At 70.9% G+C, this 17056-nt stretch carries 16 protein-coding genes; 11 read left to right on the top strand and 5 right to left on the bottom strand.

The features are described from left to right. Positions 1-43: 43 nt before the first annotated feature. The 3 genes from IEZ17_RS16235 to IEZ17_RS16225 form a co-directional block, all read right to left on the bottom strand. Complete coding sequence (locus IEZ17_RS16235) at positions 44-811, bottom strand: phytanoyl-CoA dioxygenase family protein (RefSeq protein WP_229852304.1); 768 nt, start codon at positions 809-811, stop codon at positions 44-46. Between the two features lie 534 nt (positions 812-1345). Further along, complete coding sequence (locus IEZ17_RS16230) at positions 1346-2017, bottom strand: response regulator (RefSeq protein WP_189300711.1); 672 nt, start codon at positions 2015-2017, stop codon at positions 1346-1348. A 5-nt stretch (positions 2018-2022) separates the two neighbouring features. Further along, complete coding sequence (locus IEZ17_RS16225; RefSeq protein ID WP_189300709.1) at positions 2023-3327, bottom strand: sensor histidine kinase; 1305 nt, start codon at positions 3325-3327, stop codon at positions 2023-2025. Between the two features lie 192 nt (positions 3328-3519). Here IEZ17_RS16225 and IEZ17_RS16220 point away from each other — a divergent pair, with 192 nt between their 5' ends. The 8 genes from IEZ17_RS16220 (at position 3520) to IEZ17_RS16185 (ending at position 12253) form a co-directional block, all read left to right on the top strand. Beyond that, positions 3520-4080: a GlcG/HbpS family heme-binding protein gene (locus IEZ17_RS16220; protein WP_189300707.1), complete on the top strand. Its 561-nt coding sequence runs from the start codon at positions 3520-3522 to the stop codon at positions 4078-4080. Positions 4081-4575: 495 nt separating this feature from the next. After that, complete coding sequence (locus IEZ17_RS16215; RefSeq protein ID WP_189300705.1) at positions 4576-5094, top strand: cupin domain-containing protein; 519 nt, start codon at positions 4576-4578, stop codon at positions 5092-5094. Positions 5095-5307: 213 nt separating this feature from the next. Then, entirely contained in the window at positions 5308-5940 is a 633-nt protein-coding gene (locus IEZ17_RS16210) for a TetR/AcrR family transcriptional regulator (protein WP_189300703.1), read from the top strand. Between the two features lie 65 nt (positions 5941-6005). Further along, positions 6006-7547, top strand: a complete 1542-nt coding sequence (locus IEZ17_RS16205) for an FAD-dependent monooxygenase (RefSeq protein WP_189300701.1) — start codon at positions 6006-6008, stop codon at positions 7545-7547. Positions 7548-7866: 319 nt separating this feature from the next. Then, a complete protein-coding gene (locus IEZ17_RS16200; protein ID WP_189300699.1) occupies positions 7867-9108 on the top strand; it encodes an FAD-dependent monooxygenase in 1242 nt (413 codons plus the stop codon). Between the two features lie 522 nt (positions 9109-9630). Next, positions 9631-9879: an acyl carrier protein gene (locus IEZ17_RS16195; RefSeq protein WP_189300697.1), complete on the top strand. Its 249-nt coding sequence runs from the start codon at positions 9631-9633 to the stop codon at positions 9877-9879. Then, positions 9876-11120: a beta-ketoacyl-[acyl-carrier-protein] synthase family protein gene (locus IEZ17_RS16190; RefSeq protein WP_189300695.1), complete on the top strand. Its 1245-nt coding sequence runs from the start codon at positions 9876-9878 to the stop codon at positions 11118-11120. Before IEZ17_RS16195 ends, IEZ17_RS16190 begins: the two co-directional genes overlap by 4 nt. Continuing rightward, positions 11117-12253, top strand: coding sequence for an SDR family oxidoreductase (locus tag IEZ17_RS16185; RefSeq protein ID WP_189300694.1), 1137 nt, complete (start codon positions 11117-11119; stop codon positions 12251-12253). The genes IEZ17_RS16190 and IEZ17_RS16185 overlap by 4 nt, the downstream gene beginning before the upstream one ends. Positions 12254-12362: 109 nt before the next feature. Here the strand turns inward: IEZ17_RS16185 and IEZ17_RS16180 are convergent, their stop codons facing one another. Further along, positions 12363-12602 (bottom strand): hypothetical protein, encoded by a 240-nt coding sequence (locus IEZ17_RS16180; RefSeq protein ID WP_229852303.1) that lies wholly within the window; start codon positions 12600-12602, stop codon positions 12363-12365. 316 nt (positions 12603-12918) lie between these two features. Beyond that, positions 12919-13488, bottom strand: coding sequence for a DoxX family protein (locus tag IEZ17_RS16175; RefSeq protein ID WP_189300692.1), 570 nt, complete (start codon positions 13486-13488; stop codon positions 12919-12921). Between the two features lie 254 nt (positions 13489-13742). Between IEZ17_RS16175 and pdxR the strand changes: the two genes are divergently transcribed. The 3 genes from pdxR (at position 13743) to IEZ17_RS16160 (ending at position 16800) form a co-directional block, all read left to right on the top strand. Then, a complete protein-coding gene (gene pdxR, locus IEZ17_RS16170) occupies positions 13743-15161 on the top strand; it encodes a MocR-like pyridoxine biosynthesis transcription factor PdxR (RefSeq protein WP_189300690.1) in 1419 nt (472 codons plus the stop codon). A 424-nt stretch (positions 15162-15585) separates the two neighbouring features. Next, positions 15586-16107 carry a MepB family protein gene (locus IEZ17_RS16165; RefSeq protein WP_189300688.1) on the top strand — a complete coding sequence of 174 codons (522 nt, stop codon included), beginning with the start codon at positions 15586-15588 and terminating at the stop codon, positions 16105-16107. Between the two features lie 165 nt (positions 16108-16272). After that, a complete protein-coding gene (locus IEZ17_RS16160; protein WP_189300686.1) occupies positions 16273-16800 on the top strand; it encodes a hypothetical protein in 528 nt (175 codons plus the stop codon). Positions 16801-17056: the final 256 nt, after the last annotated feature.

The raw sequence follows: 17056 nt of genomic DNA, 5'->3' as shown, positions 1-17056 counted from the left end.
TGTCCCAGGCACGATGCGACCGCGCGCAGGTCGCCCTGGACACTCACTGGGACAGCGCCAGGCCAGCCGTGATCGCCCGGGCCACCGGGGAGAGATCGGATCCGTCCAGTACGAACCCGTCGTGCACGTGCACCGCGGGCTGGGCCATCATCCGTGGAGTCGACCCCCGGTGCGGCCACGTGGCGGTGTGCACGATGAACGGATGACACAGGTAGACATCGCCCGCCTTGCCGGTGGCGTGCGCGGTGGCCCGGCACAACACCGACGGTCGCCACTGCGATTCGACCTGTTCGGTGGGGATCCCGGCCTCGCCGTAGGGTTGCAGGATCGGCGGGATGTACAGGTGCGAGCCTTTGACGAGGCGGGTCGGCGCATCATCGGCACCGATGTCGGAGAAGAGGAACAGCGCGAGCAATCCCCTTGCACGGGAACGTACGTTGACCCAGAAGCTTCCGTCCGGGCCCTCGTAGCTGCCTTCGATGTGATAGCCGGAGCCCGTCCCCGGGTACTCCTCCGACGGGAAGCGGACGGGGACGGCCCCGCCGACCCAGTCTCGACGAGTCCACCTGCCCGGACCGATCAGTTCGTCGTATGCGGCGGTCAGTACCGGCGACGTGGCCGCCGTCGCGAACGGCTCGCCGGAAGGGCAGGGGATCTCCACGCTCGGGCGCCAGGTGCCGGGGTCGTCGCGATCGATTCCCCGGGCGGCCAGCGATCCCCAGATCATCTCCCGGCATGCCGCGGCCGTATCCGCGTCGAAAGCGCCTCGGACGGCTACATAGCCGTCGCGTTCAAAACCCTCCACGTCCACACCACTGATGGTGCACCCTCAGCGCCCGAGGCTCACCCGAATTACCCGTCCGTTGCCGCTGAGCCGCCGTGCGCATCCTCAGCCCGCGGGGGGTCGGACTACTGTGTCGGAGCGTGAACGCGGACGGCCGGCCACCACGAGCGCGAGCTGGGCCAAGCGGGCCGGCCGCACTCGATGTTGACAGGTGCGGAGCTCCTGGCAGGAGCCGGGTCGACCGAGATCCGCGACCTGCCGGCAGCACGCGATCCTTGGGCGCCCCGGCGCCGACACTGCCATCGTCCGGGGGGAAACGGTCAGGACGCACCGCGGCGGCGGACGGCGCGACATGGGTCAGGCAGTACGTCTGAGGTAGCGCGTGCGCCAGGCTCGCGTGATCACACAACGTTGAGAGTTGACCGTCGAGAATCCACGGTGGTGCGCAGGCCGGTGCCTGCCCCGCGACCAGTCCGCCTCTTGCGGACACGGCTCCGGCGGGTTCCGGTAGTCGCAAGTCCCGGCCCAAGCCCTCGCACTGAGGCGCCCGGACGGTGCCGGTCAGGGAATCAGCCGCTGTGCCTTGGCCGCCGCGACCGCGCCCGTGCGGGTGTCGACGCCGAGCTTGGCGTAGATGCGGGCCAGGTGTGTCTTGACGGTCGCCTCGCTGATGAACAGGGCACGGGCGATCTCACGGTTGCCCAGGCCACGGGCCAGCTGGGCGAGGATGTCCAACTGGCGCTCGGTGAGCGCGGCATGGGGTTTGCGCACGCGCTCCATCACGCGGTTGGCCGCGGGCGCGGACAGTACCGCCCGGCCCTCCGCGGCGGCGGTGATCGCGGCGAACAGTTCCTCGGGCCGCTCGGCCTTGAGGAGGTAGCCGGTCGCGCCGACCTGGACGGCACGGGTGACGTCGGCGTCGGTGTCGTACGTGGTGAGCACCAGGACGCGGGTGCCGGGCACTTCGGCGACGATGCGGCGGGTGGCTTCGATCCCGTCGATGCCGGTGCCGAGGCTGAGGTCCATGAGCACCACATCGGGTCGCTGTTTGGCCGCGACGGCCAGCGCTTCCTCGCCGGTGGCCGCCTCGCCGACGACTTCGATGTCCGGTTCGGCGGACAGCAGGGCGCGCAGACCGGCCCGGACCACGGCGTGGTCGTCGCACAGCAGCAGGCGTACCCGCCGGCCGGGGGCAGAAGCGGGGATGTCGGGGGCGTGCGGTGTGCGGGACATGCAGGTCACTCCTCGTCCGGGTCGGTCGCCGGACCGCTCGCCCGGAGCGGGACCGCCGCGGAAACGACCGTCCCTTCCCCGGGATGGGACTCGATGGTCAGCGTGCCGTCCATCTGGCGCAACCGGACTTCCATGGCCCGCAGACCGTGGCCCCGGTTCGGTGCCGCCCCCGATGCGTCGTCCCGGCCCGGGGTGAAGCCGCAGCCGTTGTCGGCGATGTCGAGGACCACGTCCTCGTCGAGGTAGCTGAGGGTCAGGACGGCATCGGTGGCATGCGCATGCTCGCGCACGTTGGCGACGGCGCCCTGGGCCACCCGCAACAGCCCTGCCTCGACGGCCGGCGGCAGGGGAACGGGATCGCCGTCGGTCCGGAAGTGCACGGCCGGGCCCGCGGCCGGCGATTCCGCCGCGGATCCGGCGGTGGCCGCCCCGGCTGCGGTCTCACGGCGGGCCAGCGCACGCAGGGCCTCCGGCAGTCCGCCCCCGCCGGAGAGGTCGGCGGGCGCAAGGTCTTGGACGAACCGGCGCGCCTCGACGAGGTTGCGCTCCGCGATGTCCGACGCGGTGGCCATGTGCCGGTGGGCTGCTTCCGGGTCCGCGTCCCAGAGCCGCTCAGCGGCCTGGAGCAGCATCCGCTGGCTCGACATGGCCTGGGCGAGCGTGTCGTGGATCTCCATCGACAGCCGCTCACGCTCGGCCAGCATGCCCGCCCGCCGCTGGCTGGACGCCAGGACGCGGCGGGTCCGGACCAAGTCCTCGATGAGCGAGTGTTGCCGCGCCGACTGTCGCTGCATGTGCATGAACACCGTAGCGGCCAGCCCGGCGACCACGGGCGGCACGACGATCAGCAGCGGATCAGGACCGTTGATCCGCACCTGTCCGACCACCACCAGGACCGTCAGCACGGTGATCAACGCCAACGCGGCCCGTGCCGGCAGCAGTTGCAGCGCCGTGTAGACGATCGTCACCGCGCTCCAGGCGAAGCTCGGTGCCTGGAGCACCAGAGCCACCCAGCCCAGGACGAAGACGCCGAGCCAGGCCCGCCGCCACCGAAGCGCGAACGCACCGTCCGCGGCCGGTCGCGCCACGTACGCCACCGCCAGGAGCGTGGTGAGCGCGATCACCCACCATGTGCCGGGGGCACCGGGGTGGTGGGTCAGGAAGCGGGCCATGGCGGCGATCAGCAGCAGGACGAACGAGGCCGAGATCACCGCCTCGATCCAGCGGCCGGCCGGACCGACCGCGGTTTCCGTCCGCGGTCCGCCGTCCGCCGCTTCGGTCCGGCCACCGCTCACGTGCTTCACGTTCATCCCTGATTCGTAGCCCGGTTTGCGGCCCACACCCGTCATCCGATCGGTTGACACCGACGTCGTCCATCATGCTCCGCGACGTCATCCGCTCCGCGGACCGCTGCCCGCCCGGGGCCGCCAAGGATGGAAGCACCGCAACCGATGCGGACCACGGGGCACCCGGTCCTGGTCGACGAAAGAGGAGCACATCCCATGCAGATGCCGTCCATGCGTACCCGGATCATCACCGGCGCGGCAGTGCTGGCCGCCGTAGGGGTGACCGCCGTCGGCGCCGTCGCCGTTGCGGCGCCGGACGACACCGGCCACGGTAATGCGGTCACGGCGGCAGCCCAGGCGAAGCCCCAGAACGTCGTCGCCACCGACCACCTGACCGTCGCCGCGGCAGCCAAGGCGGCACAGGCCGCGCTCGGCGCCGCCGCGAAGGCCGACCAGCACGTGTCGGTGTCCGTGGTCGACCGCAACGGCAACACCATCGTCACGCTGCGCGGCGACGGTGCCGGCCCGCAGTCCTACAAGGCGGCGGAGGAGAAGGCGTTCACTTCGGTGTCCTGGAACGCGCCCACCTCCGCCCTCGTCAAGCGCCTGGAGCAGGCACCCACCCTGAAGGACATTCCGGGCACGCTGTTCCTCGCCGGCGGCACCCCGGTCCAGGCCAAGGGCGCCCCGATCGCGGGCATCGGCGTCGCCGGCGCGCCCACCGGCGACCTGGACGAGCAGTTCGCCCAGGCCGGCGTCGCCGCGCTCAATCAGTAGCCCGCACCCGCCGGCCATCGGGCCGAGGTGCCGAGCAGCCGGGACTCCACGGCCTCCCCGACATCGCGGACCTGCCTCCTCCGCGGCCCCGGCTTCGGGCGCATGCGCCCGGAAGGGAAGCAGCCCGTGGAGTTCCGGCTGCTCGGCACCGTCTCCGTCGGACCGGTTCGAGGATCACCGCGAGCAGACCAACGGCATACGTACGTCTTCGACGCCCCTGTGCACACACTCAACTCCCAGCAGAAACATGGATGTTCAGAGATGCGGTGCCACTGTGCTCGATGATGCCGTGCCGCTGTGCCCGCTCAGGCCATGGGATGCACAGCGAGCACCCATGCCTCGCGACGCCCGCCCCGCAGCGCGGGAATTGCCCCACAGGATTGGGCAGGAATTGCACCGCTCACAGGGTCTTTTTGCTTCATAGAGTCGCACTCACACCGACGCCGACGCCGACGCCGACGTCGACAGCGACAACAGACCCAAGGGGCCAACGCCATGCACAGCGACAACGTCAAGAACGCCGTCAACGCCCGCTTCGACGCCGTCCTGACTCGGGGAGCGGAGGCCGAGACCACCAGCGATCCCAGTAGCGTCATGACCCTGCTGGCCGACTCCGATGCCACTGGCGGGCTGCTCACCAGCTACCGCTCCACCTTCGCCAAGGGTGCGGTCGGGGCGCCTGCTCACTTCCACACCCGCGCCGCCGAACTCTTCTACGTCATCGACGGCGCGCTGCGAGTGCTGGTGGACGAGGAGATCACCGTGCTGAACGCCGGGGACTTTCTTCTCGTGCCGCCGAACACCCCCCACGCCTTCGCCGCCGCCCCCGACCACGAGGCCGACGTCTTGTTCGCCTTCACACCCGGCATGGCGCGCTTCGACTACCTCCGGCTGCTGGGCCGCGTCATGCGCGGTGAAGCCGGCCCTCAGGAAATCAAGGACTCCTCAGAGCGCTTCGACAACCACTACGTCGACAGCCCGGTCTGGCGCGACGCACTGAACGCCTCGCGCTGATCGGCCTGACCCCCGCGGTCGCCCCGGGAATCGCCGCCATGGTGCAGCTGCGGGTACGCGCCGCGCTGCGTGCCGACGAGGAGGCCGACGAGGTGCTGTGGATGCCGGCCCGGGGCTGTAGCCGCACCCACGGTTCCAAAAACTTGCCGTTTAGGCAATCTTTCTTCACGGGCAATCTTGCCCCGACGGCAAGATTTGCCCTACGCTCCTCGCATGGCACCCACAGACGAGGCACGCACGACCGGGCAGCCCGGACTCCGCGAGCGCAAGAAGCGGGAGACCCGGGTCGCGCTGAGCCAGGCGGCGATCCGGCTCTGTGTCCTGCACGGCTGGGCCGATGTGACGGTTGATCAGATCGCCGCCGAGGCCAACGTCTCCGTCCGTACCTTCCGCAACTACTTCGGCGGCAAGGCCGAGGCGATCGCCGCCAGCCACTCGGAGCGGATGCTCCGGGTCGCCGACGACCTGCTCGCCCGTCCGGCCGGCGAACCACTCTGGGACTCGCTGCTCCACGCCGTCCTGGGCCAGTTCGTCCCCCCGGGCAACTCCGGGCCGCAGAACGAGCGTTGGCGCGAGGGGGTGCGGCTGATGCTGGCCGAACCCGCGCTGGCCGGTGAGATCGTCAAGGCCAACGCCGCCGCCCAGCAGGAGTTGGCCAAGGCCGTCGCGCGCCGCACCGGCACCGATGCCGAACGCGACGTCTACCCGAAGCTGGTGGCGGCTGCGGTCGCGGCCGGCAGCGGAGTGGCCGTCGAACACAGCCTGCGGGCCGACGAAGCCGTGCCACTGGGCGCGGTACTGACACAGGTCTTCGGGCAGCTCGCCGCCGGCCTGCCCGTCCCGTAGCGAAGCGCGGCGACCAACTCGCCTCCGGTGCCACCCTTTCCCGCCCGCACCAAGGAGACCTGACCGTGATATCCGACGTGATCATCGTGGGAGGCGGCCCGAACGGGCTGATGCTGGCCTGCGAACTGAGCCTGGCCGGCATCCGCCCGGTCGTTCTGGAGCAGCTCCCGCAGCCCAGCACCGAACCCAAGGCCAATGGCCTGCTCGGCCAGGTGGTACGTCTGGCCGACCACCGCGGTTTGTACGAGCCGCTCAGCGGCAACCCGGAGCCCCCGCAGCCGAACTCCGCCTACTTCATGTTCGCGGCCATGGGCCTCAACCTCGGGCTGCTGGACGCCAGTCCGGTCTTCGCCCTGGCCGCCCCGCAGCACCGCATCGTCCAGGTCCTGGAGGAGCGCGCCCGCACACTCGGCGTCGACCTGCGGCGCGGGCACCGGGTCAGCGCCGTGGCCCAGGACGAGGACGCCGTCACCCTCGACGTCACCGGCCCCGGCGGCGACCAGCAGCTCCGCGCCCGTTACGTGGTCGGCGCGGACGGCGCGCGCAGCGTGATCCGCAAGCTCTCCGGGATCGCGTTCCCCGGCGTCAGCTACGACCGCCGCACCAACCGCACCGCCCACGCCACCGTCCCGGCCGACTGGGTCGACCCGGTCAACGGCGCCCTCACGATTCCCGGCCACGGGCCGGTACTGCCCTTCCTGCCCCACCGCACCGACCAGGGCGGCTTCTCCTACGCACCGTTCCCCGGCCAGCCGCCGCTGGTCAGCACCACCGAATGGGACCAGCCCGCGGCGGACGAGCCGATGACCCTGACCGAAATGGAGTCGAGTATCCGTCGCGTCCTGGGCGTCGACCTGCCGCTCGGCCCGCCGGACGGAACGGGCCCGCACGTGCTGCGGCGGCTGACGGGCGGCAACACCCGGGTCGCCGACCGGTTCCGCGACCGCCGGGTCTTTCTGGTCGGCGACGCCGCCCATGTCTACGCCGCCGGCGGCGGCCCCGGCCTGAACCTCGGCCTCCAGGACGCCGCCAACCTCGGCTGGAAGCTCGCCGCCGCGCTGCGCGACACCGCCCCGCCCGGCCTGCTCGACAGCTACGACACCGAGCGCCGCCAGGCCGCCCGCCGCATGGTGCTCAACGCCGAGGCGCAGTCCGCACTCACCGCCCCGGGGAGCGACACCAGCGCCCTGCCCGAGCTCTTCACCGAGCTGCTCACCCGCAAAGAGGTCGTCCAGGACCTCGCCGACCTCACCGCGGGCACCGACGTACGCTACGAGATGGGCATCGCCGATCCCCACCCGGCAGTCGGCTACTTCGCACCGGAGTTGGATCTGATCACCGAGTCGGGGAAGGTCCGGATAGCCGAACTCGCAAGAATTGGCCAGCCGTTGCTGCTCGATCTGACCGATGACCAGTCGCTGGCAGAGGTACTGACGGGCACTCAGGACGCCGTCGACCTTGTCAACGCACAGGGCGGCCGGGCCGACCTCACCGGCCTGCTGATCCGCCCCGACGGCTACGTGGCCTGGGCCTGCGACTCACCGCGCCCGGCCCCGGCCGAGCTGGCCACCCTGCGAGCGGCGGTCGAGCGCTGGTTCACCGCCTGAGGGGCAGCCGCCCTGCGTCGCCGGCTCCTCTGAAGTCCGGCGACGCGGGCGCGGATTCAGGCGGTGCGCAGGGGCAGCGAGCGGCGGAAGGGGCCGGCTGCCGCGCCGCGCTTCCCACCACCTCCTCCCCCGCACTAGTGCACCCGACCGCTCGCCCCGCCCACCCAATCGTCACGTCGACGCACCTCCCACAGGCCCACAGTGCACCATCCAGGGAATCCTCAACCCCTGGGCACTAGTGCACCATCTAGACAAGTGCCCTACACAGCAGCAGTTTTAGGCTTGCCCGATATAGGTTTACGCCGTACATTCTCTGCTCATGCGGAACACCGACATCCTCATCTCCGGAGCCGGCATCGCCGGCCCCACGCTGGCGTACTGGCTACGCACCGCAGGCTTCGCCGTCACGATCGTCGAGCGCGCACCGGAACCCCGACCGGGAGGCCAGACCGTGGATCTGCGCGGCGCCGGCCGCACCGTGGTCACACGCATGGGCCTGATGGACCGGGCACGGGCGCTGAGCGTCGACCAGCGCGGCCTGGCATGCGTCAATGCTTCCGGCCGGATCACCGCCCGGATGCCGGCAGACGGCTTCGGAGGGGAGGGAATCGTCTCGGAGATCGAGATCCTGCGCGGTGACCTTGGCCGTCTCATGTATGACGCCACCGTGCCGGACACCGAGTACGTCTTCGATGACACCATCACCGGTCTTGACCAGGACGACGACGGAGTCACCGTCACCTTCGAGAAGGCCGCCCCGCGTCGATTCGGACTGGTCGTCGGCGCGGACGGGCTGCACTCCGTCGTACGCGCCCTGGCCTTCGGGCCGGAGTCGGACCACGTACGCCCACTGGACCTCTACACGGCGTGGTTCACCACCGTCGAGGAGATGGAACTCGACGGCTGGTATCAGATGCACAACGCGCCCGGTGGGCTCGTCGCCTCGGCCCGGCCGGGCCGTCTCGACGGCGAGATCAAGGCCGGCCTCAGCTTCCGGTCGGCACCGATCGCCTACGACCGCCGCGACACCGCAGCGCAGCAGGACCTGGTGGCTCGACGCTTCGCCGGAGCCGGATGGGAAGTCCCACGGTTGCTGCGGGCGATGCGCACCGCGTCCGACTTCTTCTTCGACTCCATGGGCCAAGTGCACCTCGACAGCTGGACTCGCGGCCGGGTGGCACTGCTCGGCGACGCCGGCTACTGCCCGTCGCCACTCACCGGCCTCGGTACCAGCCTGGCCCTGGTCGGCGCGTACGTACTGGCAGGTGAACTCGCCACCGCCGAAGGCGATCACCGCATCGCCTTCCGGAAGTATGACGAGACCATGCGCCCCTACGTCAGCAAGGCCCAGCAGTTGCCGCCCGGCGGCGCCGCGGGATACGCCCCCTCCAGCACACTCGCCATCCGGTTGCGAGACCTCTCGATGCGCTCGATGAACCGCTGGCCGATGCGGAATCTGCTCGCCGGACAGTTCGCCAAGGCCGGAGACATCGCTCTGCCCGACTACGGCCTACACGGTGTCGGGGAACAGCAGGCGTCGTCTACCGGGACGGGGCACTGATCGAGCAGGGGCCGTCAGTCAGCGGCAATTGGGGCAGACACAGGCGTTGCCGCCGCCCCGCCTCCGCAGAGCGCGCCATGCGGCTCGACGGGCATGTGCAGCGACCGGTGAAGTCAGGTCACCGGCCGGCGGTCCGTCACCGCCGACCAGCCGGCCGCGAGCCGAGAGCCCCTTCACCGACTGCCTGTTCCTGGGCCACATCAGAAGCCTGGCAGGGCAGTTCTCGTGGATTCGACACGTTCGACACGTGGAACGCATTCAACGCGTTCAACAAGTTCGCTCGGCTCGGCGGACCCCACCAGGTGGTTTGTGGGGCAGTCTTGCAGAAACGGTTCAGTCCTCGGGTGGCAAGCGCGCGGCTTGCGGGGACTCAGGGTGTGGTGTGCGGTGGCTTGCTCGTTGGTCGCTTCCTGCCTCACGTTCGAGAGTGCGTCCTCGGTACGCCAGGGACGCGTCGGGGCCCTCCCCTGTTCGTCACCTGTACGGCAGCCGCGTCGGCGGCTGACATCCTGGAGGTTTGCGATGGCGTCGTCCCGTGAGCGGCTGGTCGTGCTGCTGGTGGAGGTGTTCGAGGTCGACGAACAGGAGATCGTGCCCGAAGCGTCGCTGGGTGAGTTGGGCATCGACTCCCTCGGTGCCCTTGAGCTGCACGCCAACATCTACAGGCGGTGGCGCCTCGCGCTGGAGCAGAATGATGCGGGCACGGAGATGACCGTGGGCGAGGTGTGCCGGCGGATGGACGTCGCTGCTGGTCAGATGGTTCGACCGTGAGAACCTCGCCGATCGTGGTGACCGGTCTGGGACTGGTCACCCCGGCCGGAATCGGCACGAAGGCCACCTGGGAGCGCGTGTGCTCCGCAGTCCCGGCCGCGGCCGTGGACCCGGAGCTGCACGGCTTGCCGGTGGACTTCTCCTGTCGGGTGCCCGGTTACGAGTCGCGTCGGTACCTGCGGGTGGCGGGCGCGCGGCGACTGGGCCGCTTCACCCAGTTCGCACTGACCGCCGCATACGAGGCTGTTGAGGACGCGGCGTTGCAGCCGGGGAGGTGGGCGGGCGAGCGGGTGGCGGTCGTGGTGGGCAACGGCGCCGGGGACATGGCCACCATCGAGGCTCAGCAGCTGCATCTCGCCCACAACGGCGCCGACTTGGTCTCCCCCCTCACTCTGCCGGTGTACCTGCCGAACATGGTCGCCGGTCAGTTGGCCATCGCACTCCATGCTCGCGGCCCCAGCCTTCAGGTCTCCACGGCCTGCGCCTCGGGCGCCACCGCGATCGGCCTGGCCGCGCAACTCCTGCACAGTCACTCGTGCGACATCGCGATCGCCGGAGGGACCGAGGCCGTCGTCACGCGGCTGTGTGCCTCCGCGTTCGCGAACATGGGGGTCCTGTCCCGGCGCCGCGACGATCCGGCCGCGGCCGGCCGCCCCTTCGACGTGGACCGGGACGGCTTCGTCCTCGGGGAGGGTGCCGGGATCCTCGTCCTGGAACGCGCCGAGGACGCACGGACACGCGGCGTGCGCGGCCATGCGACGCTGGTCGGATACGGCACCGCCACCGACGCACATCACCCCGTGGCTCCCGACCCCGCCGCCACCGCGTTCACTCAAGCCATCCGCCAGGCCCTCGGACAGGCACAGGCCGCCCCGCGGGATGTCGATCACGTCAACGCCCATGGCACCGGCACCCCGCTCAACGACCAGGCCGAGGCCCGCGCTCTGACCGCCTTGCTCGGCCCGCGCGCATCGGTCACTTCCACCAAGGGGGTCACCGGCCACCTTCTGGGCGCTGCGGGTGCTGTCGAGGCGGCGCTGACCGTACTGACCGTCGCCCACCGCACAGCCCCGCCCACCGCCAACCTCCACCACCCGGACCCCGGCATCGACGTGGACTTCGTCACCGGCCGGCCGCGCAGGCAACCCATCGAGCTGGCCCTGAGCACCTCCATGGGTTTCGGCGGCCACAACGCCGTTCTGGCCTTCCGCCCCGCACCCTCCACCGGAGCACCAGCATGAGACACACGCACCTTGTCACCGGTGCGACCGGCCTGATCGGCGCCGCCCTGGTGTTGGAACTCGCCACCCACCCCGACACCCGCGACATCATCTGCCTGGTGCGCCCCGGAGACAGCGACCCGCACACCCGGCTGACTGCCGCCCTCACCACAGCGGCTCAGGCATACCGCACCGACGCCGAGACCGTTGCGCAGGCCCTGCGCGTGGCCACAGCCGTCCCCGGCGACCTCACCCAACCCGGCCTCGGCGTCGACCCGGCCCAGGTGAGAACCCCCGGCCCCACCTGGTTCTGGCACGTCGGCGCGCTGGTCGCCTTCGGCCAGGCCAACCGCCGCCGGCTCTTCGCCACCAACACCGCCGGCACCCGCCGCACCGTCACCCTGGCCACCCGGCTGGGCGCCGAGGCGTTCCATTACGTCTCCACCGCCTATGTCGCCGGCCACCGTCAAGGCGAGATCCCCGAACAGCCCATCACCGAGCCGACACCGCGCGAGTGCTACGAGGCCAGCAAGACCGCCGCCGAGCGGATCGTGCGGAACGCCCCGCTGCCCACCCGCATCTACCGCCCCACTGCGGTCATCGGCCACCATGCCACCCTCGCCTGCGGCGGCCCCTACTCCGGCGTCTACGGCATGATGCGCCGCATCGCCCTCCACCACACCCTCCGTCCCGCGCTCGACGGCGGCCACCACCCCATCCGCCTACTCGCCCACCCGGAACTACAGCTCAACCTCGTGCCCGTCGACCATGTCACCCGCGAACTGGTGGAAATCGCCCATGCCACCACCCGGGACCGCATCTTCCACCTGAGCAACCCGACTCCGCCCACCGTAGGCGCCACCCTCGGTGCAATCTTCGGGCAGTTGGGCATCCCCGACCACGAACTCGTCCGCGACCCGGCACACCTCCGGACCCCCGACCTCCACCTCGCCCACCTGCTCGACGAGTTCTACAGCGCCTACCTCACCCACGACCAGCACTTCCGGCGCGACAACGCCCAAGGCGTCCTCGCCCACCCCGAGCGCTCCCACTTCCCCATGGACGACGATCTGCTCCACCGCTTCTTCGCCCATTACCACCGGCACGAACTCGCCCGCCGACACCCAGCCACCGCCGGCCCCGGCCCAGCTTGACCGTCCGCGCCGCCGAGGGGACCGCACCCGCTTCCCTGTCACGCTCGGCGCGACGGGGTGCCGTGGCGGCAGCGACCGATCGGCAGGGGAAGGCGAAGGTCATGTCAGGTCAGGTCAGCAGGAGGAAGGCCGCGCCGCCGGCGGTGAGCAGAGCATAGACGGCAGGGTCGGTGAGGAGGACGGGCGGCCGGACAGCCACCCCCCGGAGAAGGCGGCCTTGTTCGGGGCGGCAGGAGTATGCGAACCCGTGCCGGCGCGCCGCCCGCACAGCCCGTTGGACGAGTGCCGGGAAGTCCTGGTCCTGCTCCCAGCCCTGGTCCTGGTAGGCGTCCGTTCCCCGAAGCGACATGCGCTCATTATGGCTGCGCAGTCTTCCCGGAGGGCTTCACTGTCACAGTAGCGAGCACCCGAGCCCAAGTCCTCACCGGGCCGGTCTCCGTCAAGGCCTCGTATTACTCACTCTCCTCGTAGACGACGTGGTACTTGCGCGTGTAGCGGTTGAGTGCCGCCGGATCGAACCGTCCCGCCTTGCTCACCTCGGACCTGTGCTCGGTCAGGGCCTCCACCACGCACTCCCAACCTCCTGGTGAGGAGATCCGGAGGAGGCCGAATCGGAGAGGTCGGACTCCAGGTCTCGGCCGCCAGGATTGCGGCGTCCATGAGGCTCACTGGCCCTGCTCCGGGGCGGTCGCCGTGCGGCAGGTGCAGGTCTGGGGCCGCGGCAGAGAACCGGAGTGGGAACGCTCCAGCCCGAGCTTGCGGTCCAGGGCGAGCGCGTAGGCACCGGTGGGGGCCAGCGCCAGCAGCAGCGCGAGGGCCGCTGCGCTGAACACCGAGGCGCTGAACGGTGCCTCCGGGTGGGAGAAGAGGAACATCGACAGTGCGAAGGTGAGCAGTACGCCCGTACTGGCCCACGCCGACAGCCGTACGGCCACCCCGAGCAGCAGGGCGATTCCCAGGGTCGCTTCGACTGCGGTTGCCACCCCGCCCACCGCGTCGACGAACCCGCCCGGCAGGTAGGGGGCGAGTTCATGGACGTAGGCCAGGTAGAGGTCGTAGGTGCCCCAGCCGACGTTACCGGATCCGGGTTTGCCCCACAGGCCGAATCTGTCGGCGACCGCCGACAGGAACCCGGTCGCCAGGGCGAGGCGGGCGAGGACGGTGGCGCTCGCCCACGCCCGTGGGCTGCCGCCCGCACGGTGGGCCCGCTTCCGCAGGTTGTCCAACTTGGTCATGGCCACGGGTGTGTCTGTCCTTTACGTCCGTTGCGGGGGTAGGGGGCGAGTGCGGCCGGTCGGTCCTCGGGCCGTGCAGTGTGCCCGTTCCGGTGCTGCGCAGTACGTCTGCGGCGGCGGACGAGAGCAGCCTGACCCGCGGTGTTGCTCTTCTGGCCCTCTCGGCACCGGAGTTGGGCGGTGGACCGGTCGGCCGCCGAGGTTCGCAGGGGCCACGGTAGGCGCGAAGCGGAGCCCGGGTAGGGTCCACTTCCATGGCTGATTCGGGTACCACTTGTGGTCCGGAGCTTCTGGTCGCGCTGTCACCCGAGGCAGGCACGCCGCTGCGGGGCCAGTTGGAGTCCGCTCTGCGCCACGCGGTCCGCGCCGGGCGCCTGGCGTCCGGCCAGCGGCTGCCCGCCAGCAGGGTCCTCGCCGCCGACCTGGGCGTGTCCCGGCGCCTCGTGGTCGACGTCTACGACCAGCTCACCGCCGAGGGGTATCTGACCGCCCGCGCAGGCTCCGGCGCCTGGGTCTCCGACCTGGCCACACCTACCGATTCCGCACGGACTTCGAACGGTTCGGCCGAACTTCCCCCGCTGCGCTGGGACTTGCGGCCAGGAGTCCCGTCACTTGCCCACTTTCCCCGCCAGCAGTGGCGGCGCGCTTGGCTGTCCGCCCTCACCGGTGCCTGTGACGCGGACCTCGGATACCCGCAGGCGGCCGGGCATTCCCGCTTGCGCGAGGCGGTCGCCGCCTACCTCAACCGCGTACGTGGCGTGGCCGCCACCCCCGCAACCACCCTGATCTGTGCCGGGTTCACCCAGGGGCTGGACCTGCTCTGCCGCACCCTGCGCGCAGGCGGCGCCCGAACCGTGGCCCTGGAAGACCCCGGCCTGCCCCACCGGGCTCGCATCGTCCGCCATGCCGGTCTGACGCCCCTGCCGGTACCGGTCGACGCCGACGGGCTGGTCGTGACGGCGCTTCCCGACCACGGAGTCGATGCCGTACTGACCACTCCCGCGCACCAGTTCCCGACCGGAGCGGTGCTGGCGTCGCACCGCCGCGAGGCGCTGCTGGCCTGGGCAGGCCGCGCCGGCGCCCTCGTGCTGGAAGACGACTACGACGGCGAATTCCGCTTCGATCGCCGAGCGATCGGCGCGCTGCAAGGACTGGCGCCCAACTCCGTCGTCTACCTCGGGTCGACCAGCAAGACCCTCGCCCCGGCCCTGCGCCTGGGCTGGCTCGTCAGCCCGCCCCAGCTCGTCGGACGGCTCACCGCAGGCAAGTTCCTGACCGACCACGGCACCGCCACGCTGGACCAACTCGCCCTCACCGAGATGATCAACAGCGGTGCCTACGACCGGCACATCCGGCAGACCCGGTCCCGCTACAAGGCGCAGCGGGAAGCACTCGAAGCCGCCGTCTCGCGCCATCACGTGCCGCTGCGCCTGACCGGCGTTCCGGCGGGAGTGCAGACTCTCGCCACCCTTCTCGGCGGTCATGACGGCAACGGTCTTGTCCGACGAGCGGCCACCGACGGCATCGCCCTCGACTCCGTCACCCGCTACCACCTGGCCCCCGGCAAACCGGCCCGTTCCCTGGTGATCGGCTACGGCAACATCACTCCGCACGGCATCGACCGGGCCATGGCAGCCCTCGCCCGCATCATGGACGCGGAACCACCGCAATGACCGCCGCCCCGCAAGCCGGGAGCCAGGCGACCGGGCCGGGCACGCGGCAGCCCTTGGCGCGGCGCGTGCAGGGTTCCGTGTGGGTTGCTCCGGGGTCAGTGTTCGGTCGGCAGTAGGGCGCCGGCTCGTGTCACCGTGCGGATGACCGGCTCCGTCTCATTTCGCGCTGCCGCGGCGGCCAGGTGATCGGCTCCGTCCTCGCGTGTGCCTTCGTGCCGGACCGGACCGGGCAGCAGGCGGCATCGGTACCCGGCCGCCGGAACCTCACCGAGCCCGGTGAACTTCCCGCCTGCGCGCCGCTCCGCCGGGCGGCTCGCAGGCGGGCGGCTCGCAGGCGGGCGGCTCGCAGGCGGGCGTCACTGCCTGGAGCCTGCCAAGCGGTGGCCGCGTCAGGGAGGGTGGGCGTTGATGGCAGGATTGGGGCGTGGCGACGAACGAGACCTGGGCTGTGCACGGTGACCTGCTGGCGGCGAAAACGCGGGTGTACGAACCGGGTGGGCTCGACTGCTCACCGCCGGTGGCCGAGGCGGAAGGTGCCGAGTACGTAGCTCATGCGTTCACGGTGGATGGTCGCTCGGCAAGGTTCCGGGTGGCCAAAACGACCCCTACGAAGGTCGGCCAGTTCGTCACCGTGTGGCAGAGGTCCACCGAGGGCCCCATCCGGCCGTTCGATGTCGATGACGCCGTCGACCTCTTTGTCGTCAGCAGCCGCGACGGCGACGGGTTCGGGCAGTTCGTGTTCCCGCAGGACGTGCTGTGCGATCGGAACATCGTGTCCAGGCACGGCTCTGGCGGGAAGCGCGCGTTCCGCGTCTATCCGCCGTGGGTGACGACGACGAACCGTCAGGCCCGCAGCACACAGGCATGGCAGGTGGACTACTTCCTGCCCATTCCCCAGGACGGGCCGGTCGACCTGACGCGCGCCAAGGCCCTCTACCGGCCGTAGGAGTCCCCAGGCATTCGGTGGACGCAGACATTCCGCTCGGGCGGGCATTCCGTCGGAGGCTGATGCCGGTGTCGTGCGGACGGTGGTGTCGGCGATGCCGATGTCGGCCGGGGTCAGGTGCCGGTGCGCAGTGCGAGCCGGCGCGCCCCCGGCGATCCTGAAGGCATGGCGGATCACAGCAACGCCGGCGACCGGGCGGACGACGAGGGGCAACCGCGGCCGGAGCAGCCGGGTGGCAATTACACGGGCGCGGTCTACGGCTCCCTCTTGGCCGCGTCCGTCGTGGCCGGCACCGCCACGTTCGGACCGTTTCCCCGGGTCGGGCTCGTCCTGCTGCTGCTCGTCACCGGGCTGGTGTTCTGGGCAGCGCACGTCTACGCCCGCCTCGTCGGCGACCTGGCGTCGTACCGGCATCTGACGTGGGCGATGGTCAGGCGCGTGGCGAGGGATGAGTGGCCGATCGTCCAAGCGGCGGCGTCGCCGGCCGTCGCCGTGGCGGTCAGTCCGCTGCTGGGGCTGGGGCTGGCAGGCACCGCGTGGTTCGCGCTGTCCGTCGCCGTGGCCGAGCAGATCGGCTGGGCGAGCACGGCCGCCATCCGCGCCGGCGCCTCCCTGCGCCTGGTGGTGATCTCGGGCGCCGTCAACCTGGTGCTGGGCCTCATCATCGTGGTCGCCAAGGCACAACTGCATTGAGTGCATCGAGCGGTTGAATGCATCGGGCGGGAAGATCAGGCGAGTTGGGTGCGCAGGTCCACCGGCTCGGACACGGGCCTTTCGCCATCGGATGCCGCCGGTGTCCGCCCGCTCGTCGCGCGCCTCGTGCAGGACTCCGAGCGCCACAGCGACGCGGCCCACTGAGCCTTGCCTCGGACACTGTCGGTGCGACGGTGCCTGCGCCTCCTCCTGGCTACCAGCCTGGGCAGCGGAAGAGGCCGGCTCGGCGCCGCTG

Source organism: Streptomyces albospinus (assembly GCF_014648695.1).
GTDB classification, from domain to species: domain Bacteria; phylum Actinomycetota; class Actinomycetes; order Streptomycetales; family Streptomycetaceae; genus Streptomyces; species Streptomyces albospinus.
The sequence above is the reverse complement of the archived record's forward strand: the minus strand, read 5'-3'. Positions and strand labels throughout refer to the sequence as shown.

Excerpts from the sequence above, each read along its gene's own strand:
- IEZ17_RS16180 (WP_229852303.1), bottom strand. The coding sequence starts at position 12,602 with ATGTCGCTTCGGGGAACGGACGCCTACCAGGACCAGGGCTGGGAGCAG.
- IEZ17_RS16230 (WP_189300711.1), bottom strand. The coding sequence starts at position 2,017 with ATGTCCCGCACACCGCACGCCCCCGACATCCCCGCTTCTGCCCCCGGC.
- IEZ17_RS16185 (WP_189300694.1), top strand. The coding sequence starts at position 11,117 with ATGAGACACACGCACCTTGTCACCGGTGCGACCGGCCTGATCGGCGCC.
- IEZ17_RS16215 (WP_189300705.1), top strand. The coding sequence starts at position 4,576 with ATGCACAGCGACAACGTCAAGAACGCCGTCAACGCCCGCTTCGACGCC.
- IEZ17_RS16195 (WP_189300697.1), top strand. The coding sequence starts at position 9,631 with ATGGCGTCGTCCCGTGAGCGGCTGGTCGTGCTGCTGGTGGAGGTGTTC.
- IEZ17_RS16210 (WP_189300703.1), top strand. The coding sequence starts at position 5,308 with ATGGCACCCACAGACGAGGCACGCACGACCGGGCAGCCCGGACTCCGC.
- IEZ17_RS16200 (WP_189300699.1), top strand. The coding sequence starts at position 7,867 with ATGCGGAACACCGACATCCTCATCTCCGGAGCCGGCATCGCCGGCCCC.
- IEZ17_RS16175 (WP_189300692.1), bottom strand. The coding sequence starts at position 13,488 with ATGACCAAGTTGGACAACCTGCGGAAGCGGGCCCACCGTGCGGGCGGC.
- IEZ17_RS16225 (WP_189300709.1), bottom strand. The coding sequence starts at position 3,327 with ATGAACGTGAAGCACGTGAGCGGTGGCCGGACCGAAGCGGCGGACGGC.
- IEZ17_RS16160 (WP_189300686.1), top strand. The coding sequence starts at position 16,273 with ATGGCGGATCACAGCAACGCCGGCGACCGGGCGGACGACGAGGGGCAA.
- IEZ17_RS16220 (WP_189300707.1), top strand. The coding sequence starts at position 3,520 with ATGCAGATGCCGTCCATGCGTACCCGGATCATCACCGGCGCGGCAGTG.
- pdxR (WP_189300690.1), top strand. The coding sequence starts at position 13,743 with ATGGCTGATTCGGGTACCACTTGTGGTCCGGAGCTTCTGGTCGCGCTG.